This is a genomic window from Pseudomonas marginalis (assembly GCF_008692035.1).
Classification (GTDB): domain Bacteria; phylum Pseudomonadota; class Gammaproteobacteria; order Pseudomonadales; family Pseudomonadaceae; genus Aquipseudomonas; species Aquipseudomonas marginalis.
This window is the reverse complement of the sequence record NZ_VTFG01000002.1, coordinates 185,621-206,901: the sequence shown is the minus strand read 5'-3', so window position 1 is coordinate 206,901 and position 21,281 is coordinate 185,621. Positions and strand designations below refer to the sequence as shown.

Sequence of the window (21,281 nt, the reverse complement as noted above, 5' to 3'; positions counted from 1 at the left end):
AATTGATAATGTTTCGCATTCTAGACGCTGGTCGTGGCCATTCGCAATTGCCGATGAACAATGTATCCAGCACAATTTTTTGTTCGCTCCGGGCCCACGCACTAATCTGCAGGCTTTCCCGGTGGAGGGCTTGAGCATGATCGACCTTGGGACCCTGGCGGTTTTTTCAGGTGCTGTGCTTTTGTTGCTGTTATCCCCGGGGCCGAACATGGCCTTTGTGATCAGCCATGGCGTCACTCACGGCTGGCGTGGGGGAGTGGCCTCGGCCCTGGGCATCGGTGTGGCCGACATACTGCTGAGCGCATTGACCGCCAGCGGGGTGACGGCGTTGGTCGCCAGTTGGCCGCCATCCTTTGACGTGATCCGCTGTGCGGGTGTGGTCTACCTGCTGTGGCTGGTGTTCAAGACGCTGCAGAAAAAACCTGGGCCAGATACTGCCCACCTGCACCGTGTGCCCCTTGGCCGGGTATTTCTGCAGGCCATGCTGAACAGCCTGCTCAACCCCAAGGCGTTGCTGTTTTTTGTGGTGTTTTTGCCGCAGTTCGTACGGCCGCAGGCCGGCTCCATCGCCGTGCAGTTGATGCTGTTGGGCGGCGTGCTGACCTTGATCGCTGGGGTGTTTCACCTGCTGCTGGGCATTTTCGGCGGGGTGCTGAGCCGCTTCTTCGCCAGGCGCCCAAGAGGCGCCTGGTTACAGAGATGGGGCTTGGCGACGGTGCTGAGCGTGCTGGCGGTGCGCCTGGCGGTGATGTCGCGCCCAACCTGACCCCATGAGGTGAAGGGATTGTGCGGCGAGCAAGCGGTCTGTGGCCAAACGAGCTTGTTGTGGTGATCGAGCTTGTTGTGGTGAGCGAGCTTGCTCGCGCCGGGGCTGCGCAGCAGCCCCTCCAAAGCTTGGGGCCGCTTCGCGCCCCAGCGCGAGCAAGCTCGCTCACCACAGGTACAGGCTCAGCCCAGCCGTGCTGCTGCGCGCGCGACGATTTCACCGCGCACCCTGCGCGATTCGGCGGTGCGTTTGTTGGCTTCTTCCCGCACATGCGCAGGTGCTGTGTCCGGGCGACCCGAATCGAACGGCGGTGCCGGCGCGTATTCGATCTGCAACTGCACCAGTTGCGCCGCCGCTTCGCTGTACAACTCCGCCGCCAGCACCAGGGCAAAGTCGATACCGGCGGTAATGCCACCGCCGGTGAACAGGTTGCCGTCACGCACCACGCGCTCCTGTACCGGGATGGCGCCGAGCGGGGCGAGCATGTCGTGGTAGGCCCAGTGCGTCGTCGCCTTGCGCCCGCGCAGCAACCCCGCCGCGCCGAGCACCAGCGAGCCGGTGCACACCGAGGTCACGTAGCGCGAGGTCTGCGCCTGGGCCTTGAGGAAGTCCAGGGTCTGCGGGTCTTCCATCAATGGGCCCACGCCGGAACCACCGGGCACGCAGATCACATCCAGCGTCGGGCAGTCGGCATAGGTCATGGTCGGCGTGAACACCAGGCCCGTGCTTGAAGTGACCGGCGCCAGGTCCTTCCATACCAGGTGCAGCTTTACATCCGACAGCGAACCCAATACGTCGTAGGGGCCGGTCAGGTCCAGTTGCTGAATGCCGGGGAACAACAGAAAGCCGATCTGCAAGGTCATGAATGAAGCTCCGAGAAAGGGGTAGACGACCTCACTCTAGCGGCCTAGTCTTTGGCGAATACGCCATTGAACCCACGAATCACGCCAACCATGCCCAGAATTGTCCACGTACTCGCTTTCGATAATGCCCAGGTGCTCGACGTCACCGGGCCGTTGCAGGTGTTTGCATCGGCCAATGACCTGGCGCGCCAGCGTGGCGTGCCGTTGCCTTATGCGGTCACGGTGATCGCCGACCAGGCCGGACCGGTGATGACCTCCGCCGGCCTGGCGCTGGTGGCCGAGCCGTTGCCTGCGGTCGACCAGCCCTGCGACACCCTGGTGATCGCGGGTGGCTGGGGCGTGTACGGCGCCGCTGAAAAGCCTGCGCTGGTGGATTGGGTGCGCGAAAAAGCCCGGCACAGTCGGCGCATGGCCTCGGTGTGCACCGGTGCGTTTTTGCTGGCGGCCAGTGGCTTGCTCGATGGTTGCCGCGTCGCCACCCACTGGACCCGTTGCGAAGAACTGGCGCGCAAGTTTCCGGCGCTGACCGTGGAGCCCAACCCGATCTTTATCCAGCAGGGCGCGGTGTGGACCTCCGCCGGTGTGACCGCTGGTATCGACCTGTGCCTGGCCCTGGTGGAAGAAGACCTGGGCCGCGCCGTGGCCCTGGAAGTGGCGCGGCACCTGGTGGTGTTCCTGAAACGCCCCGGTGGCCAGTCGCAATTCAGCGTGACCCTGTCCCTGCAAAAGGGCGGCAGCCGTTTCACCGAGCTGCATGCCTGGATAGCCGAGCATCTGGCCCTCGACCTGAGTATCCCGACCCTGGCCGCCCAGGCCGGCATGAGCGAGCGCAGCTTCGTGCGCCACTACCGCGCCGAAACCGGCCAGACGCCCGCGCGCGCGGTGGAGCTGATCCGTGTCGAAAGCGCGCGCCGGCAACTGGCCGACAGCACCACATCGATCAAGCGCATCGCCGTGCAGTGTGGTTTCGGCTGCGAAGAAACCTTGCGCCGCAGCTTTATGCGGGCCTTGTCGGTGACGCCCCAGGCCTACCGCGAGCGGTTCTCGCCGGTGGCCTAGGCGAGCAATTCAAGCAGGGCGTCGAGGGTGGCCTGCGGTGCTTCCTGGGGAATATTGTGGCCCACACCGGGCAACACCTCCCGCCGGTAAAAAGCGCTGAAATGCTCCACGTCGTCATCCTCTTGCGACGGCGGGCCTACGCCGTCATCGGCGCCGCACAGCGAAATGCTCGGCACCGCAATCGCCGGTTGCCGCGCCAGGGCCTGCTCGATAGCTTCCAGCGCCGGATCGCCAGGCGCATACATGAACCGGTGGCGATAGGAGTGAATCACCACCTCGACAAAATCCGGGTTGTCGAATGACGGCGCCGTCTGCCCATACAGCCCCGGCCCTTCGGCCCAGGACGGCGACCACAGTGACCACAGCAACTCACAGAGCTCGCGGCGATTGGCCGTCAGCCCGTCCACACCGCGCTGGGTGTGGAAGTAGAACTGGTACCACAACCGATGCTCCGTCGCCGGCGCCCGTGGCTGGCGCGACCTGGCAATGTCCTGGATGTTATAGCCATCGCCGGTCACCAGCCCGCGTACCCGTTCCGGCCACAGCGCCGCGACGATACACGCCGCGCGCCCGCCCCAGTCATACCCGGCCAGGGTGGCGCGCGGGATCGACAGCGCATCCATGAAGTCGAGCAGATCCTTGCCCAGCGCCGCCTGTTGGCCGGAGCGCATCACCTGCGCGTTGATAAACCGCGTAGGGCCATAACCGCGCAGGTACGGCACCAGCACCCGGTAGCCGCGTTCGGCCAGCACCGGCGCAATCTCGTCATAGCCGCGCGGGTCGTAAGGGAAACCATGCAGCAGGATCACAGGCTCGCCGTCGATGGGACCGTGGGTTTCATACGCCACATCGAGCATGGAGGTGCGCACGTAGAGGAGTGGGGCGGTGATGGTCATGGTGGGCTCCTGTCAGGTGTTGAAACTCTAGTCGAAAGACATGGCGGGATGCCCTGCCTGTAAAGGCAGGGCGCCTCAGGGCTGCCAGGTCGTCTTCTCGCCACTGAGCTTGCGGTCCAGGAACGTCGCCGCGCTGATCAACGCCAGATGGCTCAACGCCTGGGGCGTATTGCCCAGGTGGCGGGCCTGGCTGTCGAACTCTTCGGCATACAGGCCCAGCGGGTTGGCGTAGCGCAGCAGTTGTTCGAATTCCAGGTGGGCCTTCTCCACTTGCCCGGCGCGGGCCAGGCATTCGACGTACCAGAACGAGCAGGCGGCGAATGCGCCTTCGGTGCCTTGCAGGCCGTCGATCGCGTTGTCGTCGTTGCGGTAGCGGTAGACCATGCCGTCGCGCACCAGGCTTTTCTGGATCGCCTGCAGGGTGCTCAGCCAGCGCGGGTCGGTGGCGGCGACAAAACGCACCAGCGGCATCAGCAGCATCGAACCGTCCAGGGCGGTGCTGCCGATGTGCTGCACGAAATGCCCGCGTTCTTCGTTCCAGAAGTTGCTCCAGATATCGGCATAGATCGCCTGGCGCGTCTGGTCCCAACGTGCAAACGGCGCCGGCAACGAGCGCTTGGAGGCCAGGCGGATCGCACGGTCCAGGGCCACCCAGCACATCAGTCGCGAATGCAGGAAGTGATGCTGTTCGCCGCGCATTTCCCAGATGCCCACGTCTTTCTGGTTCCAGATTTCACACACCTGGTCAGCGACTTCCACCGTGTGTTTCCAGCCCTCGTGGGAGATGGCTTCGCCGTACTTGTTGACCAGGTACACCGCGTCCATCAACTCGCCATAGATATCCAGCTGGACCTGGTCGACCGCGCCATTGCCGACGCGCACCGGCTTGGCGCCGCCGTGGCCGCTGAGGTGCTCCAGCGTGGTTTCGGGCAGCTCCTGGCGGCCGTCGATGCCGTAGAGGATATGGATCTTGGTCGGCTGGCCACAGCAGTCGCTGACCCGGCCCTTGAGCCAGCGCATATAGGCGTTGGCCTCGTCGACAAAACCCAGGCGCATAAACGCGTAGACGGTAAACGAGGCGTCGCGGATCCAGGTGTAGCGGTAGTCCCAGTTGCGTTCGCCCGCAGGCGTTTCCGGCAAGCCGAAGGTGGCCGCGGCGATGATTGCGCCGTGTTTGCGCGAGGTCAGCAGCTTGAGGGCCAGGGCCGAGCGGTTGACCATTTCGCGCCAGCGCCCGCGGTAGTTCGACTTCGCGATCCAGCCGCGCCAGAACTTCAAGGTGTGGGCCAGGGCCAGGTCGGTGCAGACACTGCCCACACGCTCATCGTCCTGGCCGCCGAGTACGAACTCGGCGCTTTCTTCCTGACCCAGGGTGAAGCGGGCCACGGCGGCGTTATCTTCGATCTGCAACGGATGGCTGCCGCACAGGCGCATGCCCGGCTGGCCATCGGCGTTGAAACAGACGCTGGCGTTATCCAGGCTCGTCTCGGTGGGCGCGCGCGCATAGTCATGGCGCACGGCGCAGCGCAGATGGAGGGTGGCCGTGCCGCTGACTACGCGTACGCGGCGAATCAGCAGGGGCACGTCGTCGATTTCTTCGCTGATGACCAGCAGGTCGGTGATTTCCACCACGGCTTCATCGCTGAGCCAACGGGTTTGCAGCACATTGGTGTCGGGCAGGTAGATCTGTTCGCGGCGGGCGTTGGGCAGGTCCGGGGTGAGTTGGAACGTGCCGGCATCGGGGGTGTCGAGCAGTGAGCAGAAGATCGACGGGCTGTCGAACTCCGGCCAGCAGAAGAAATCGATGCTGCCTTTATCGTTTACCAGCGCCGCGCTGCGCATGTCGCCGATGATGCCGTGGGCATCGATGGCGCTTTGTGGTTCTTTTTGCAAATCAACCATTGTCACGAAACTCCGGGTAAAGGCTCATGCCGCCATCAATGAACAGGGTGCTGCCGACCACGTAATCCGAGGCGTCACTGGCCAGCCATACCACGGCGTTGGCCACGTCCTCCACATCGCCGACCCGGCCATAGGGGATCAACTTGAGCAGCTCCTGTTCCGCCGCACCTTCGGTGGCGGCACGGTTGATCGCCGTACGAATCGCCCCCGGCGCAATGCCGTTGATACGGATGCGCTGTTCACTCACTTCCTGGGCGAGGGTGCGCATCAGCATGTCAACGCCGCCCTTGGACGCCGCGTAATTCACGTGCCCGGCCCAGGGGATCAACTGGTGCACCGAGCTCATGTGGATGATTTTGCCGGCGGCGCGGGATACGCCTTCACGGATGCCCTGGCGCTTGAAGAGGCGTACCGCCGCCCGGGCACAGAGGAACTGGCCGGTGAGGTTGACGCCGATCACGGCGTTCCAGTCGTCGAGGGTCATGTCGACCACGGCGGCGTCCTTCTGCATACCGGAGTTGGCCACCAGGATGTCCAGATGGCCGAACGCCTCGAGGGTCTTTGCGAACAGGCGTTCCACATCGGCTTCTTTCGACACGTCGGCGCCGATGGCAATCGCCCGGCCGCCCTCGGCGTTGATCTGCTCTGCCAAGGCCTCGGCGGGCGCGGCCTGGCTGTTGTAATTGAGCACCACCGCAGCACCGGCCTGCGCCAGGGCCCTGGCCGCACCGGCGCCGATACCGGAACTGGCGCCTGTTACCAGTGCCACTTGTTGCTCCAACGAGATATGCATTGCCCACCCGACCTTGAATTCGTGAGTTCAAGTAGCTGACTGACGGCGCGTAACGGAAGTTCAGCCGTGTGAAATTAGCGACTACAACCATGGTGAAAAATGGAATAACAGAAGAATAAAAAATAACCATAAGATACTAAAAAACCGCTAAAAAGCGTTTGACAGGGTTTTTTGCCCCGTGTCTTATAAGCACACCTCAACCCGTTCCGCTGGTAGTTCGGAAGTCATGCGGAGTCACCTATAAGAGATGCCTATGTGTTTATCGGCAGCTATAGGGGAACTACCAGAGCAGGGAGCTACGCCGTTGCCTAAGTTAGTTATTTTCGATTGCGACGGTGTACTCGTCCAAAGCGAAGAGATCACCTTGTCTGTATTGATCGGCATGCTTAATGCTCACGTACAGGACGGCAAGACACTGGATAGTGTGTATTTCATTGAGCACTTTCGTGGAAGAAAGATTGCCGATTGCCTGCGCGAAGTAGAACCGTTATTGGGTATTTGTTTGCCCCCTCAGTTTGAAGAGGACTTCCGAGTTCGAGCGCTGGAAGCATTGACGCTTAATGTGAAAGCGACTGATGGGATACTTGACGTATTGGAAGTGCTGGAAACTCCCTATTGCGTAGCCTCGAGTGCGCCGCGCAATAAGATCGAACAGTGTTTGCGCGTTGTGGGGTTGTTACCTTATTTCGAAGGGCGAATATTCAGTTGTTATGAATTGGGGCGTTGGAAGCCTGATCCGCTGGTGTTTTTAACGGCGTGTGAAACTTACAACGTTGAACCCTGTGATGCGCTGGTGATTGAAGACAGTGTGACAGGGGTTCAAGCCGCCGTTGCAGCCACTATAAAAGTCCTGGGTTTTGGTCCGTTGTCTCGACATCGAATATTGGCCGAAGCCGGTGCGTTACCTTTTGCCGATATGCGTGAGTTACCGACCCTCATTGATCACGTTACTCAAGGAGCAAGTGTTGTGGGCACACTGGGTTATATAGAGCGACTTAAACGTAATGATCCACGTTCGGAAGTGTGGTGGGATTCGTCGCCCGTGGTGTACGCACCGTATAAACAGCATTTGTTGGACAAGTACCCGGCGGCCGCTGCCCATATCGAACAGTTGATGCCGCAGGATCTCTCCCAGCCTTGGGGCTTCAGCAGTGTGACCACCAACCCCCGGCTGGTGACGGCGGCAATCCTCGACAAGAAAGAGTATTGGTCGTCGCGTTTTAATCTGGCCAGCCTGTCTCCCGGGGAATTGCGCAAGCAGCTGTACAACGAAGTGATTGCAGAAGGCGCCTCGATGCTCAAGCCGTTGTGGGTGCAATCGGCTCAGGCCGATGGTTGGCTATGCGCCCAGGTCGACCCGTCGGATGTGCGGTGCAGCGAACGCATGACCGCGCGGGGCCTGGAGCTGCATCGCCTGGCCGCGAATGTGATGGTCAAAGTGCCGGGCAGCCTGGAGGGTTTCGCGACGATCGAACACCTGGTGGCCCAAGGCGTTTCGGTCAACATCACGTTCTGCTTCACCGTTTCGCAGTTCCAGGCCGGTATCCAGGCGATAGAGCGGGGCATCGCCAGCGCCCGTCGCAACGGCGTCGACACCGACTGTTGCAAGTATGTGATCACCTTTATGATCGGGCGTTTTTCCTGCCAGCCCGAGTTCGCCTTGCAGGCCGCCGAGCGTGGCCTGGCGCTGGGCCCGGAGGACATGCGCTGGGCCGAGCTGATGATTTACCAGCAGATCCAGGCCCTGGTCGCGGCCTCGAAGGTACCGGTCAAGACCCTGCTGTCCAGTATCAAGGTCGACGTTGACGAGCGTGGCCACAAGCACTGCTGGCACCTGGAAAAGACCGGGCTGACCACCACGTGCTACACCCTGACGCCGGATGTGGTGGAGTTTCTGATCGAGCGTGAAAGCCACGGCAAACCGGTGGCACCCGCCTGTGAACCCCAGCAGGCGCCGGCTGAGACGTTCGCCCGGCTCATTCGCATTCCGTACTTCTGCGAAGCCTATTTCATCGACAGCATCGAGCCCTACGACTTTGGCAATCATGAGGCGTTTATCAACGCCTGCAACGAGGCCAACAGTGCGCATCGGCGCCTGACCGACTACTGCGTGCGCCTGTGTCCGGTGGCGAAGCCTTTCGCACGCTCGCTCAACGCCATCCTGGCCGCTGAATACGGGGTGCTGGCATGAACAAGATGGTCGGGTTGTGGGCGCACCCGCGTTCCCGTTCCACGGTGTTGGAACGGGTGTTTATCGAGCGGGGGGATTTTGAGGTTTTCCACGAGCCGTTTGCCCATATGGCGTTTTCCGCAGATTCAGTGATTCCTTCGGATGAATGGGATCACAGTTTGCCCACCACGTATCAAGGCATAAAAGAGCAACTGCTCAAGGCCCGGGAAAGTACCCATGTCTTTCACAAAGACATGTGTTACCACTGCCTGGATGACTTGAAAGTTGACCGGGACTTCCTTGCGCAACAACACAATATTTTTATTATCCGCGAGCCCGCCAGCAGCATTATTTCCCATCACCGGGTACACCCCGATATGCCCGTGCAGGCCATCGGGCATAAAGCCTTGTACGAGATTTTTTGTGTGGTCACCAAACTCATCGGAAAAGTGCCTTATGTGATTAATGCCGATGACCTCGCCGCCGAGCCGGAGCGTGTCATTCGTAAACTGTGTGACTACTTGCAGATTGAATTTTTGCCCCACGCCATGACATGGAAACGCGAATGTCCGCGACAGTGGAAAACCTGGAGAAGTTGGCATGTGGCGGCGGAGAACAGTGAACGCATTGCTCTGCCGGATAAACCTGCTATCGATATGGACGCTTTCGATCGGTCGCCAAAATTAAAAGCCTTTTACGAATACCACCGACCCTTCTACGCACGCATGAATGAATTTTGCCAATAAGGATTGTTGTATGAAAAAGTTGATTGTCACCGGTGCGGCCAATGGGATCGGCCGGGCTACTGTGGAAAAGGCTATCCAGGCAGGTTATTTCGTTATCGGTGCCGACAAGGATGCCGAAGGCCTGCGTGCGTTACAGCGCACTTACACGGCGGATGTATTGGAAACCCATGTCGCGGACTTTTCGGATAACGCGCTGATCAAGGGGTTTATCCCTGCGCTGTATGAGCGCCACGCAACTATTCATGCATTAATCAATAACGCCGGTATTTACCACGGCAAAAGCATCTACGCCTATTCCGATGCCGAAGTGGACGAAATCCTGACTGTGAACCTCAAGGCCTTGGTCTATCTCTCCAAAGACTTCGCCGAACGGGAGATGAAACACGAGGCGCCGCGCAGCATCGTCAATATCGCCTCGGTGGCCGGTGAGGTAGGCAGCTGCGATGCCTTGTACGGCGCCACCAAGGCGGCGGTGATCGGCCTGACCAAAGCCAATGCCTGGAATTTTGCGCCGTTCGTGCGGGTTAACGCAGTGTCGCCGGCGCTGATCCATGACACCGCCATCTACGACACCATCCCTGAATACCGCCGCGCCGAGTACGCGCGCCAGGAAATCCTCAAGGAACCGATCCTGCCCGGCGGCGTCGCCGAGGTCATTTTGCTGGTGATCAGCGATGCCATGCGGCATGTCACCGGCAAGGTCATTCCGGTAGACAACGGAGCCTACCCACGATGAGCCCGTCAGCCCCCAAGAAGAAACTGCTGCTGGTGGGCGCGGGCAACCTGTGCCTGCAGATCCTGAAGATTCTCGGGCCGAAAAATGCCTTTGAATTCGTGGTGCTGGGGCGCAATGAAGACGCGACCGTGCGGCTGTGCAACCTGGTGGCCCTGTCGTGTGCGCAGTTGGGGCACTGCATCGCGATCAAGCCGGTGATCGCCGACCTCACCGATATCGAGCGGGTGACGCGGGTGCTGCGTGAAGAGGCCCCGGACATGGTGGTGAACTGTGCGTCGTTGCAATCGTGGCGAGTGATCACGGGGTTGCCCCGGCTCTCCTTCGAGCAGCTCGACCAGGCGCAGTTCGGACCTTGGCTGCCCATGCACCTGACGCTGATGCATCACTTGATGCAGGCGGTAAAAGCCTCCGGTATCGCGGCCAGGACGGTCAACGCGGCCTTTCCCGATGCGGTCAACCCGATCCTGGCCAGGGTCGGGCTGGCGCCGGATATTGGCGTGGGCAATATCGCCAACCTGGTCCCGGCGCTGCGATTTTCCATCGCGCGGCTGCTGGAGTGTGCGCCCGCCGATGTGCAGGTGTGCCTGTATGCCCAGCACTATTTCAGCCACTACGTGCCGCGCGGCGGCTTGCCCCCGCGTGCCAGTTACCGCTTGTTGTATGAGGTGCGCGACCGCCCGGCTGCGGCCCACCTGCCGGCCGAAGCGATTTTTTCCACGGTTAAATCCGAGTTCCGCCGCCTGGGCGGTATCGATGGGCAGTTCCTCACGGCGTGCTCGGCCGTCACCGTGATCGAGGGGTTGTTTTCGCCCACGCCGGTGCTGGTGCACGCGCCCGGCCCGCTGGGGTTGCCTGGCGGCTATCCGGTGTGGCTGCAGGAGGGGCAGATCAAGGTGCAGTTCAGCGCCGACTGCCCCCAGGACGAAGCGGTGCGCATCAATACCATCTGCCAGAGCCAGGATGGTATCGATGAAATTCATTGCGATGGTTCGGTCACCTATAACCCGCAATGCATGGCCGTGATGCAGGCGATGCTGGGGTACTCGAAGAAAACCATGTCCATCGAACAGTCCGCCGAATTTGCCCGCGAGCTGTCGAGCAAATACCTGTCTTTCAAACATTCAACCTGGTAGGTGTGTGATGAATCAAATGTCGCGGCACAAGCACAGCGAAGTCGCCAGTTACGCCACGCAATACTCGAAAAAATTCGTCGAGCGCTGGGATGACTTGATCGACTGGGAAAAAAGAAAGGCGGGGGAGAACGGGTTCTTTGAAAACCTGCTGAAGCAGCACGGCGTGAAGTCGGTGATCGACGTCTCCACGGGCAGTGGTTTTCATGCGGTCCAGCTTAAGCAGGCGGGGTTCGATGTCGTCGCCACGGACGGCAGCAGCACGATGTTGACCAAGGCCCGGGAGAATTTTCGGCAACGCGGGTTGGCGATCGAATCGCACTATCGGGATTGGCAGGCCCTCGATCCCGCCGAACTGGGGCGCTTCGATGCCGTGGTGTGCCTGGGCAGTTCGCTGTGCCATGTGTTTGCAGCCCATGAACGGTTGGCGGTGCTGGAGAAATTCAGGGCATTGCTCAATCCGGGTGGCTTGCTGATTGTGGATCAACGTAACTTCTTTGCCATTCGCGCAGGCAAGTTCAAATCCAGCGGTCATTACTATTACTGCGGCACGCAGGCATCCGTCGGCCTGGGGCAGGTGGATGAGCACGTGTGTGAGTTCATCTACTCCTTTGATGACGCCGAGCAGTACCGGTTGCAGGTCTATCCGCTGTTGCCGGGCGAGTTGAAGGGGGAGGTGCTCAAGTCCGGATTTTGCGCCCATGAGAGTTACGGGGATTTCCAGCGTGACTACGACATGATGAATTGTGATTTTGTCATCCACACCGCACGCGCCGTTTAAGGAGTACCTGATGAGCACACTTGTACACAGTAGCGCGCGCCCGTTGGACAGCGTCGTGCTGGCGGTGGTGTTGACCGGGTTCGTGGCCAGTACCTACGGGTTTGGTGTCTACCTGTTCGCCAACCTGGTGGTGGACATGCGCCGCGATATCGGTTTCGACTACACCACGGTGGGCCTGATCACCGGCGGTGCGCAGATCGGCTTCCTGCTGTTTTCATCGGTCACCAGTTATATCAGCCGTTTTTTCGAAGGCTGGAAAATCAGCCTGGTGTCGACGCTGATGACCTCCCTGGCGCTGTTGGGGCTGAGTGTCAGCAACAGTATCTGGCTGTCCGGGGCGCTGTTGATTTTGCTCGGCGGCTGCTCGGCCTCGGTGTACATCCCGTTGGCGGAGATTGTCACCAAGGGCTTCAGCCCGGGGAATCGCTCGCGGGTCATGGGGCTGATTTCCAGCGGCACCAGCTACGGCGTGTTCATCAATGGCTTGCTGGTGTCGTTCCTCACCCTGCAGGGCGGCTGGCGCTCGATCTGGCTCACCGCGGGCCTGATCTCGGTGGCCCTGTGCGTGGTGGCCTGGTTTCTGCTGCGCAACCTGGTGGCGGACAAGGGCGCCGGTTTTTCCGGGCCGCGTTCGACGGCGTTCGAGAGTCATGCACCTTGGTTGAGTCGCTCGCTGTACCTGACCTGGGCCATTGCGTTTTTGAACGGGATGGCGCTGTTGCCGTTCCAGACTTACCTGGCTCCGTTCCTGCGGGACGAGTTGGGAGTGTCGGTGCAGGACGCCGGGTTTGTCTGGACCACCATCGGTGCGGTGGGCATGGCCTCGGGCTTTCTGGTGGGGTGGATCGCCGACAAGGTGGGCGTCAGGGCGTCGCTGGCCATGTGCTTTCTGAGTGCGGGGCTGGCCGCCACCCTGGTGTTCAGTTTCAACAGCCTCCCGCTGTTCTACCTGGCGGCATTTTTGTTTGCGCTGGCGTTCTACCCCATCTTCGGGCTTGTCCCCAGCTACATCGGACAAATCGTGCCAGTCAGCCGACTGACCCAGGCATTCGGCATTGCCAATGTGCTGATCGGCCTGGGGGGCGTGTGCGGCAACTTCCTGGGCGGTTTCTCCAAGGACCTGACCGGCTCGTTCGCAACCGTCTACTGGGTGGTTGCGCTGTTGCTGTTCGTGCAATGCGTGATGGTGTTCCTGTTGGGTAAACCGCCTGTGGCGGGGACGGAGGGTGAGCGGCCATGAGTCAGTTTGCGGAACGTCCAGAGCGGAACCTGCATGCGTTTGCGTTCAGCCATCACGGCGCGGAACGCTCGCGTATGGGGCAGAAGCCCTTGGTCATCTGGATGACGGGCATCTCGGCTTCCGGCAAGTCGACGATTGCCGATGCGCTGGACAGCGCCTTGCAGGCGCAGGGGCGCCTGACCTGCATCATTGACGGCGATTCGGTGCGCGGCGGCCTGTGCCGCGACCTGGGTTTTACCGACAGCGACCGCGACGAGAATATCCGGCGGGTCGCCGAAGTGGCGCGCTTGATGCTGGACGCGGGGCTGGTGGTGATCGTGGCGCTGATCTCACCGTCGGCGGCCAGCCGGCACTACGCGCGCGCCATTGTCGGCAATGAGCATTTTGTCGAGGTGCATGTGGATGCGCCGCTGGAAACGGCGGAACAACGTGACCCTAAAGGCTTGTATAAAAAAGCCCGCCTGGGGCTGATCCAACATTTCACCGGGATTGATTCGAACTACGACGTGCCGATCTTTCCGGAAGTGCACGTGGACACCCAGGCGCTGTCTGTCGAACAGTCTGTCGCGACTATTCTCGATTGGATGGCCCGCAACGACGAGCGCACATAGCCGCTGGTCTTTGCGCCGCGGTGGCGGTGCCTGCACCTTCGGAAAACAAGGTAATCTGCGCCATCGCAGGCATACCGCGTTTTTTCAGGAGCAGGCATGACGCATTTCACCGGCACTGCAAAATCCATACGTCTGATCGGCGGGGCCCAGGTATTGGACTTCATCAATACCACCAACGGCCGCCGCCCTGGTTCCCCACTCAAGGTCATGGAAGAGCGGCTCACCAGTTTTCAGTTTTTCTTTGAATGGGCGCTGCACGCCTCGCTGATCTCCGCCCAGGAGTTCGCTGAATACAAGGCCATGGTGTTTGAGTCGCCTATTTCCTACCAGCCGGATCTGGATGCCATCATTGCGTTCCGCGAATGCCTGTATGCCGTGTTTTACCCGTTGTCCTTGCGCCAGGCTGCGGCCGATGACGCCTTGCAGCAGATCAACCTGAATTTCCAGCAAGGCACCGCCTGGCGGGTGCTGCGCATGGTTGATGGGACACCGGCCTGGGCGTGGAAAACCTGCACCTCTGCCCAGGAACTGAGTGCAATGTTGATCGGGCGCCTGGCGATCGATGCCACGCAGTTGCTGGTGTCCGGTGATCTTCGCGTGCTGAAGTGCTGCACGGCCACCGACTGTGATTGGCTATTCATGGATATCTCCAAGAACAAACTGCGCAAATGGTGCCAGATGAGCGTGTGCGGCAGCCGGGAGAAATTGAGTCGCCTTAAACAGGCGCTTTAGTTGCCAGGCAATGTCGCGGTCGACGGGTAGCAATTGCTCCACTTAATAGGAAGCATTACTATTCACGCCCCGCCTCCCCAGTGCCCTCGCGATGATCCCTCAGCCGCCCCGCAGAACAGGCTTTTTCGAGCACTACGAAGAGTTGATCGGCACCTGGACACGCCGCCTGAGAAACCGTCAGCAGGCCGAGGACCTGGCCCATGACACCTTTGTGAGAGTGCTGGAGACAACCGCCTCCCAGGTAGAGCAACCGCGCGCTTATCTGCATCAAACTGCGCGAAATATCGCCGTGGACGCCTACCGACGCGAAGACCGGCGGGAAGCCATGGCGTTGGAAGCCTTTGATCAGAGCCAGCCCCACGGCGGTGACCCGGAGCATTTCATGCACGCGATCCAGCTGGCGGACTCCATCGAGCGGGCATTGGCCGAGTTGCCGCTCAACTGCCGCAGGATCTTTATCTGGCAGAAGATCGAGGGCCTGACCCAGCAGGAGATCGCCGAGCGCCTGGGCTTGTCCAAGAACATGGTGGAAAAGTATATGATCCGCACCCTGCGGCATTTGCGAGAGCGCCTGGACGCGATGGCCCCATGACACACGCTCGCTCTGAAACAGGACCTTCCATGATGGATAACCGTGCCCGCGACGAAGCCGCGCAATGGTTTGTACGCCTGCAAGACGCTGGGTTGGACGCCACCGAGCGCGAGCGTTTCGATGCGTGGCGCAGTGAAAAGCCCGAACACCAATATGAATTCGATGTGCTGCAAGGCCTGTGGAGCGCCGCCGACCTGGTGCCCAAGGCCCGCTTGCAGGCGTTGGGCGAGGCGTCGGCCGAGCGTCCAAAACGTCGCGGCGTGTTGCGTTACGCCGTCGCGGCCAGTGTGGTCGCCGTGGCCTTGGGGCTCGGCTTGTTCAGCGGCCTTGATCATCCGAAGCCCTACCGGGCCGATTTCAGCACGCGCCTGGGTGAGCATCGCCAGGTGGCATTGCCCGACGGCTCGACGATGGATTTGAACAGCCGCAGTGTTGTCTCGGTGCACTACGAAAAAGGCCGCCGCAGTGTTGAACTCAAGCAGGGCGAGGCCATGTTCAGTGTCGAGCATGACACCCGCCGTCCCTTTGTGGTCGCCGCCGGTGCAGGGCAGGTGACGGTCACCGGAACGCGCTTTGATGTGCGTCGCGATGACGACCAGACCCGTGTGGTGGTCGAGGCCGGTACGGTGAAGGTGCAAGGGCGCTCGCCGAACGAGGGGGTGACGCTGACGGCGGGGCTGGGGACCCATATCAATGACCAAGGCCTGGTGGCAGCGTCCTACGCAGTGAATACCGAGGAACTGACGGCCTGGCGCAGCGGCAAACTGGTGTTCAACAACGCCTCCCTGGGTGAAGTCGCCCGTGAGGTGTCGCGTTATCGCGAGCGCCCGTTGCGCGTCAGCACACCCGCCGTTGGCAACCTGCGACTGACCAGTGTGTTCAAGGCCAATGATACCGATGCCTTGCTCAAGGCTTTGCCCCATATCCTGCCCGTGGCCCTGCGAACCCTGCCGGATGGCAGCCAGGAAATTATTTCGCGCTGAGATTCAGGTTTTTTCCGAGTTCTTCGTCTTCTCCTGCAGCTGCAACTGGTTTGCATTAACAGCCGCATACTCTTGCGATTACAGGACTGGGGTCGACGTGAAAAACTGTGCCGTTCACAACAATAAAATCTCCCGCTGGGCGCCGCTTGCCCTTGCGCTCGCTGTCAGTGCCGCAGTGCCGGCAGCCTATGCTGGCGACGCTATCCATATCCAGGCCCAACCCCTGGGGAGCGCGCTGAGCCAACTGGGGCAGCAGACGTCCCTGCAAGTGTTTTTCAGCCCCGACCTGGTCGCCGGCAAGCAGGCCCCCGCAGTAGACGGCAACCTGTCGGCGGAACAGGCCCTGCGCCAATTGCTGCAAGGCAGTGGCCTGGACTATCAGATCGACGCTGGTTCCGTGACCCTGCGCCCGCTCGGCAGCGGCGCCGGTGACGCCGGTTCGCCCCTGGAACTGGGTGCCACCGACATCAGGGTGGTCGGCGACTGGCTTGGGGATGCCAATGCCGAAGTGGTGCAGAACCACCCGGGCGCGCGTACGGTGATTCGCCGCGAAGCCATGGTGGAGCAGGGCGCGATGAATGTCGGTGATGTGCTGCGTCGTATGCCTGGGGTCCAGGTGCAGGAATCCAACGGCACAGGTGGCAGCGATATTTCCCTCAATGTCGGCGTACGCGGGCTGACATCACGTCTGTCGCCACGCTCCACCGTGCTGATCGACGGGGTGCCGGCGGCATTCGCGCCCTATGGCCAGCCACAACTGTCGATGGCGCCGATTACCGCCAGCAACCTGGACAGCATCGACGTGGTACGCGGCGCCGGTTCCGTGCGTTATGGGCCACAGAACGTCGGTGGCGTGATCAACTTCGTGACCCGCGCGATCCCCGAGAAATTCTCCGGTGAAGTCGGCACCACCCTGCAAACTTCAGCCCATGGTGGCTGGAAGCACATCGAGAGCGCTTTTATCGGCGGCACTGCCGACAACGGCATCGGCGCTGCGCTGTTGTACTCCGGAGTGAATGGCAACGGCTACCGCAACAGCAACAACGGCAACGACATCGACGACGTGATCTTCAAGACCCACTGGGCGCCGACCGACCAGGACGACTTCTCGCTGAACTTCCACTATTACGACGCCAGCGCCGACATGCCCGGCGGGCTGACCCAGAAACAGTTCGATGCCAACCCGTACCAGTCGGTGCGCGATTGGGACAATTTCAGCGGGCGTCGCAAAGACGTGTCCTTCAAGTACATCCGGCAGATCGACGACCGGACCCAGGCCGAAGTGCTGACTTATTATTCCGACAGTTTCCGCGGCAGTAACATCGCTAACCGCGACCTCGCGACCCTCGGGTCCTACCCGCGCACCTACTACACCTTCGGCATCGAGCCGCGGGTGTCCCATGTATTCGACGTGGGCCCCAGCACCCAGGAAGTCAGCGTCGGTTACCGCTACCTCAAGGAAGGCATGCACGAGCAGGCCACCAGCCTGAACCTGATCAACAACGTGCCGACGCCGGGTGGCCGCAGCGATGGTCACGTCTACCAGGATCGCACCGGTGGCACCGAGGCCAACGCCTTCTATGTGGACAACAAGATCGATATCGGCAAGTGGACCGTCACCCCGGGCATCCGTTTTGAAGACATCCGCACCGAATGGCACGACCGTCCGGTCATCCCCCTTACGGGGCCCCGCACCCAGGAAAAACGCCGCGAGGTCCATAGCCGGGAACCGCTGCCGGCACTGAGCGTGATGTACCACCTTTCCGATGCGTGGAAATTGTTCGCCAACTACGAAACCTCCTTCGGCAGCCTGCAGTACTTCCAACTCGGACAAGGCGGCAGCGGCGACCAGACCGCCAGCGGCCTGAACCCGGAAAAAGCCAGGACCTATGAGGTCGGTACGCGCTACAACGACAGTGTGTGGGGCGGGGAACTCACGTATTTCTACATCGACTTCTCGGATGAGCTGCAATACGTCAGCAATGCCGTGGGCTGGACCAACCTTGGCGCCACCAAGCACACCGGCATCGAAGCGTCGGCCCACTATGACTTGTCGAACCTGGACCCTCGCCTGGACGGCCTGACCGCCAACGCCGGCTTCACCTACACCAAGGCTACCGCCGAAGGTGACGTACCGTTCAAAGGGCGCGACCTGCCACTGTATTCCCGGGAAGTGGCAACCCTGGGCCTGCGCTACGACGTCAACCACTGGACCCACAACCTGGATGTGTACGCCCAGTCCGGACAGCGTGCACCGGGTACCACCAGCACCTACATTACCCAGGGCACCGCCGATGGGCAGTACGGTGATATCCCGGGCTATGTCTCGGTCAACGTGCGCAGTGGCTACGACTTTGGCGAACAACTGTCGAACCTGAAGCTGGGGGTGGGGGTGAAAAACGTCTTTGACCAGCAGCACTACACCCGCTCCAGCGACAACAATGCCGGGCTGTACCTGGGCGAGCCGCGTACGTTTTTTGTACAGGCCAGCGTCGGGTTCTGACCTTTATCGGCTTGGAAAAGTCGCAGTCTTGCAAGAGGCTGCGATCGTTTGTCCTGTTTCTTACATCCTCGCAGCGCATATTGCGGCTGGTTCAGGAACCGTTTCCGACAGAATTGCCACACATGGGAAAGCTAAAGGGCTTCGACGTTGCGTTGGAGCGGCAAGCTGAAGATCGCGCCCACTGTAATGGAGAAAACTATGTCGGTATTGGTGTCCGATACACAGGCCTCTACCTCATCAACCTCTGACCTTTTGCAGGCCACTTCCAGGCCTGAGGTCAAAGCCCCTCGGCCAGCGACTGCCTCCAACGGCCAAACGGCTGCAAACGTCAGCTTCCTGCCTCGGGAAAACCAGAGGGGGCCCGTGTTCGGCGCGCCCTCTTCGCAGGCCCCCCGTCAGAGTGCTGCTGACAACGTGATGCGTCACTCCAGCGCGCCGGCTGCGCAGGGCCTGATGAATACGGTCAGACACTGGATGGGCCCTTGGTTTGGCTGGAATCGCCCACAACCAGGTCCTGGCTGCTGCAATCCGCCGCCGAGGCCGAATCCTGGCTGCTGCAGTCCGCCGCCGAGGCCGAGTCCTGGCTGCAGCAATCCGCCACCACGCCCCTATCCTAGCGTGGGTAAACCGTATCCACCCGCGCCGGGCTGGCCTGATCCGACGTACTCGCTGAAAAGCAATGACGAGTTGGCGCAACAGTTACGTGACAATTTCAATGCCTTCAGGGACCGCAGCAACCCTGGGTATGTCAGCGTTGACAGTATCTATGGGATGGCGAAAAAAACCTGGTCTCCCAATCCGGTCACGAACGCGAACATTCGCCTGGCCAACGAATTGCTACGACGTCCGGAAGTGATGGGCGCCCTGGACCGGCACTCTTCTACCGGTGCACTGGATGGCCTGATCGACCGGCAAAATGTGAACATCGTGGTCAAGGGGGAAAACTACTTCAAGTACAAGACCGACAAGGAAATGGCCGGTGAAATGCTTGAGCATTTCGACGAGTTGAAACGTAATCCCTGGGAGCGGGAGCTGAGCTTCAACCACCTGAGGAGCCTGGCGGCCCAGGAGCAGACAGGCGATTCGCCCATGGATCATCTGATCCAACTGTCCCAGGAAATGCTCAAGCGCAGTGACGTGTTGAGGAAAATGGACAATCTCGCCGGTCGTGATGATGACGGCCGGATCAGTTGGCAAGCGCTTTATCAGCTTTCCCGCTGACCGCCCGCCAGGCGCCGCCATTGAATGACGTGCCTGGCTCAATTTTGTCAGGAACTGTTTACGCCGACTGACCACATAGTTCATAGGCACCGGCCTTGATCAAACCGGTCGGCTTTCAGATTCCGTGTGGAGGGCTAGCAAATGACGTCAAGCTCGTTTCACCCGCCCCAGCCCAGCTGTCATGAGCTCTTTCGCAATACGGATGATGGCGATCCGACTGTACCCACGGGTGACATCGTTGCGCACGAGCCCCCGGCCCCGGCCGATGTGCATGCTGTCGAAGCCAGGCGCATGAGGGCTTTTGCCGGTCAGCGTAAATTCCAGGCGCCGGTCGAGGAAGACTTTTCCCGGGGCATGCTCGCGACCGGGCAGGTCGCGAGTGATGACGCCAAGGCCCCCAGATATTCCAGGCTGATCAATAGCCTGACGACCTGGTTGCGTCGGTAAGGGTGGGAATCTCCGTACCTTCTGGTCGTTGTTTACATGCTGTCATTGGTATTCATCGGTTGTCCGGAACTGTTGTGTTTGTCCAACCACACATGGGGTACTTGCCGGTGGAATCCATTCGCTGATTCCGTCTGGGGGTGGTGATCACCGGGCAGGTATGTATCGGAAACGCGTTGGAGAAAACCCATGACGATCGAGGGTGTACCCCCTCATGGTCTGCCCTTGGCACTGGACGAGCCGGCTTTACGGTCTACAGTGCCAGCGCCGCTCACGCCCTCTGGAACCTGGCAGGGTGCTGTTCCTGCGCGCCCCGACGGCGTGTCGCGGGTGCCTCTGGTGCTGCGCGGGACAACGTCGGTGCTGCGCCAGCGAGCGCTGCAGAACCTGCCCGCTGCTACGCGCGCGAACCTCGCCCAGCCCGGCGTAACGTCCACCGACAGCCAACTGGCGTTGGCCCTGGAAAAGGATTTTGGCAGGCTGTACCCCTTCCTGAACGACGGGCGTTTGACCTGCTCGTCATTGCAGCGTGTTGCAGACGAACGTATGGGGGAAAGCGAGGAGTTGGACCGGACGATTCAAGTGGTCAGCGAGATTCTCAAGCGCCCGCGGTTGAGCGATGCAATTTTGAGCCGCGACGGCGATATCACCCGGGACAGTCTCAGGGCGGCCGCCCAAACGCTACAGGGGAACAGCTCGCCAAGTGTGTTCAGCCAGGACCCGTTCCATGCCCAGGGCAATACCCAGGTGGTGCTGGCCCTGCAGGGCCAGTTCGAACAATTGAGGGATAAATCGCAGGATCGGACGTTCTTCTTTGAACAACACCAGTACGTTGAAATCGCCATGCTCAAGGCCGTCATGCAGGACCCGCATGCCGTTGATCAAGAGGGTGCGCCTGTGCTGGATCCTTCCTCCGGCATGCCTCGGCCCAGGTACAGCGAGCTCTGTGTCTACACGGCGAAGAACATTCTTGAGCGGCCAGGTCTGCTGCCTTCGCTGATACGTGCGAACGGCACACGATTGTTTGGTCCGCCGCAAAAGGACGGCTGGCTCAGTAACAAAAGTCTCGAGCGTTGGCTGGAACAGGACAAGGCCCGCAAAGCGCGCTGATGT

The 21,281-nt window shown here is 60.8% G+C and carries 20 protein-coding genes and 1 pseudogene; 17 read left to right on the top strand and 4 right to left on the bottom strand.

What is annotated here, in order from left to right; genetic code table 11:
* Positions 1–136: 136 nt before the first annotated feature.
* Positions 137–766, top strand: coding sequence for a LysE family translocator (locus tag FX984_RS20840; RefSeq protein WP_027603110.1), 630 nt, complete (start codon positions 137–139; stop codon positions 764–766).
* 182 nt (positions 767–948) lie between these two features.
* Here the strand turns inward: FX984_RS20840 and inhA are convergent, their stop codons facing one another.
* Entirely contained in the window at positions 949–1,629 is a 681-nt protein-coding gene (gene inhA / locus FX984_RS20835) for an isonitrile hydratase (RefSeq protein WP_146478322.1), read from the bottom strand.
* A gap of 90 nt (positions 1,630–1,719) precedes the next feature.
* Here inhA and FX984_RS20830 point away from each other — a divergent pair, with 90 nt between their 5' ends.
* A complete protein-coding gene (locus FX984_RS20830) occupies positions 1,720–2,688 on the top strand; it encodes a GlxA family transcriptional regulator (RefSeq protein ID WP_146478321.1) in 969 nt (322 codons plus the stop codon).
* On the opposite strand, the gene FX984_RS20825 is transcribed toward FX984_RS20830, so the two are convergent.
* From FX984_RS20825 to FX984_RS20815, 3 genes are all read right to left on the bottom strand, one after another.
* A complete protein-coding gene (locus tag FX984_RS20825; protein WP_146478320.1) occupies positions 2,685–3,584 on the bottom strand; it encodes an alpha/beta fold hydrolase in 900 nt (299 codons plus the stop codon). The two genes, FX984_RS20830 and FX984_RS20825, sit on opposite strands and share 4 nt — an antisense overlap.
* Before the next feature lie 75 nt (positions 3,585–3,659).
* Positions 3,660–5,486 carry a glycoside hydrolase family 15 protein gene (locus FX984_RS20820; RefSeq protein ID WP_146478319.1) on the bottom strand — a complete coding sequence of 609 codons (1,827 nt, stop codon included), beginning with the start codon at positions 5,484–5,486 and terminating at the stop codon, positions 3,660–3,662.
* On the bottom strand, positions 5,479–6,279 hold the full coding sequence (locus FX984_RS20815; protein ID WP_146478318.1) for a glucose 1-dehydrogenase: 801 nt from the start codon (positions 6,277–6,279) through the stop codon (positions 5,479–5,481). The genes FX984_RS20820 and FX984_RS20815 overlap by 8 nt, the downstream gene beginning before the upstream one ends.
* A 247-nt stretch (positions 6,280–6,526) precedes the next feature.
* Here FX984_RS20815 and FX984_RS20810 point away from each other — a divergent pair.
* The 15 genes and pseudogenes from FX984_RS20810 to FX984_RS32785 form a co-directional block, all read left to right on the top strand.
* Positions 6,527–7,123, top strand: a pseudogene (locus tag FX984_RS20810) (HAD family hydrolase); the annotation flags it as partial.
* A 123-nt stretch (positions 7,124–7,246) separates the two neighbouring features.
* Complete coding sequence (locus tag FX984_RS20805; RefSeq protein ID WP_146478330.1) at positions 7,247–8,470, top strand: transaldolase family protein; 1,224 nt, start codon at positions 7,247–7,249, stop codon at positions 8,468–8,470.
* Complete coding sequence (locus FX984_RS20800) at positions 8,467–9,195, top strand: sulfotransferase-like domain-containing protein (protein WP_146478317.1); 729 nt, start codon at positions 8,467–8,469, stop codon at positions 9,193–9,195. Before FX984_RS20805 ends, FX984_RS20800 begins: the two co-directional genes overlap by 4 nt.
* Before the next feature lie 10 nt (positions 9,196–9,205).
* Complete coding sequence (locus FX984_RS20795) at positions 9,206–9,931, top strand: SDR family oxidoreductase (RefSeq protein WP_027603118.1); 726 nt, start codon at positions 9,206–9,208, stop codon at positions 9,929–9,931.
* Positions 9,928–11,064: a Rossmann-fold NAD(P)-binding domain-containing protein gene (locus FX984_RS20790; protein WP_146478316.1), complete on the top strand. Its 1,137-nt coding sequence runs from the start codon at positions 9,928–9,930 to the stop codon at positions 11,062–11,064. Before FX984_RS20795 ends, FX984_RS20790 begins: the two co-directional genes overlap by 4 nt.
* Positions 11,065–11,071: 7 nt before the next feature.
* Entirely contained in the window at positions 11,072–11,842 is a 771-nt protein-coding gene (locus FX984_RS20785; RefSeq protein WP_146478315.1) for a class I SAM-dependent methyltransferase, read from the top strand.
* Between the two features lie 10 nt (positions 11,843–11,852).
* Positions 11,853–13,082: an MFS transporter gene (locus FX984_RS20780; RefSeq protein WP_027603121.1), complete on the top strand. Its 1,230-nt coding sequence runs from the start codon at positions 11,853–11,855 to the stop codon at positions 13,080–13,082.
* Complete coding sequence (gene cysC, locus FX984_RS20775; protein ID WP_146478314.1) at positions 13,079–13,693, top strand: adenylyl-sulfate kinase; 615 nt, start codon at positions 13,079–13,081, stop codon at positions 13,691–13,693. The genes FX984_RS20780 and cysC overlap by 4 nt, the downstream gene beginning before the upstream one ends.
* Positions 13,694–13,789: 96 nt before the next feature.
* The gene (locus tag FX984_RS20770; RefSeq protein ID WP_146478313.1) at positions 13,790–14,425 is read left to right on the top strand and encodes a CGNR zinc finger domain-containing protein; all 636 of its coding nucleotides are present in this window, start codon (positions 13,790–13,792) and stop codon (positions 14,423–14,425) included.
* A 91-nt stretch (positions 14,426–14,516) separates the two neighbouring features.
* Positions 14,517–15,017 (top strand): sigma-70 family RNA polymerase sigma factor, encoded by a 501-nt coding sequence (locus tag FX984_RS20765; RefSeq protein WP_027603123.1) that lies wholly within the window; start codon positions 14,517–14,519, stop codon positions 15,015–15,017.
* A 29-nt stretch (positions 15,018–15,046) separates the two neighbouring features.
* Positions 15,047–16,000 carry a FecR family protein gene (locus FX984_RS20760; protein WP_043293201.1) on the top strand — a complete coding sequence of 318 codons (954 nt, stop codon included), beginning with the start codon at positions 15,047–15,049 and terminating at the stop codon, positions 15,998–16,000.
* Between the two features lie 97 nt (positions 16,001–16,097).
* The gene (locus FX984_RS20755; protein ID WP_098479953.1) at positions 16,098–18,503 is read left to right on the top strand and encodes a TonB-dependent siderophore receptor; all 2,406 of its coding nucleotides are present in this window, start codon (positions 16,098–16,100) and stop codon (positions 18,501–18,503) included.
* A 771-nt stretch (positions 18,504–19,274) separates the two neighbouring features.
* Positions 19,275–19,724: a hypothetical protein gene (locus tag FX984_RS32790; RefSeq protein WP_081744363.1), complete on the top strand. Its 450-nt coding sequence runs from the start codon at positions 19,275–19,277 to the stop codon at positions 19,722–19,724.
* A gap of 291 nt (positions 19,725–20,015) precedes the next feature.
* The gene (locus tag FX984_RS20745) at positions 20,016–20,171 is read left to right on the top strand and encodes a type III secretion effector protein (protein ID WP_098480019.1); all 156 of its coding nucleotides are present in this window, start codon (positions 20,016–20,018) and stop codon (positions 20,169–20,171) included.
* 186 nt (positions 20,172–20,357) lie between these two features.
* Positions 20,358–21,278 (top strand): type III secretion protein, encoded by a 921-nt coding sequence (locus FX984_RS32785; RefSeq protein WP_223841656.1) that lies wholly within the window; start codon positions 20,358–20,360, stop codon positions 21,276–21,278.
* The last annotated feature ends 3 nt before the right edge of the window (positions 21,279–21,281 follow it).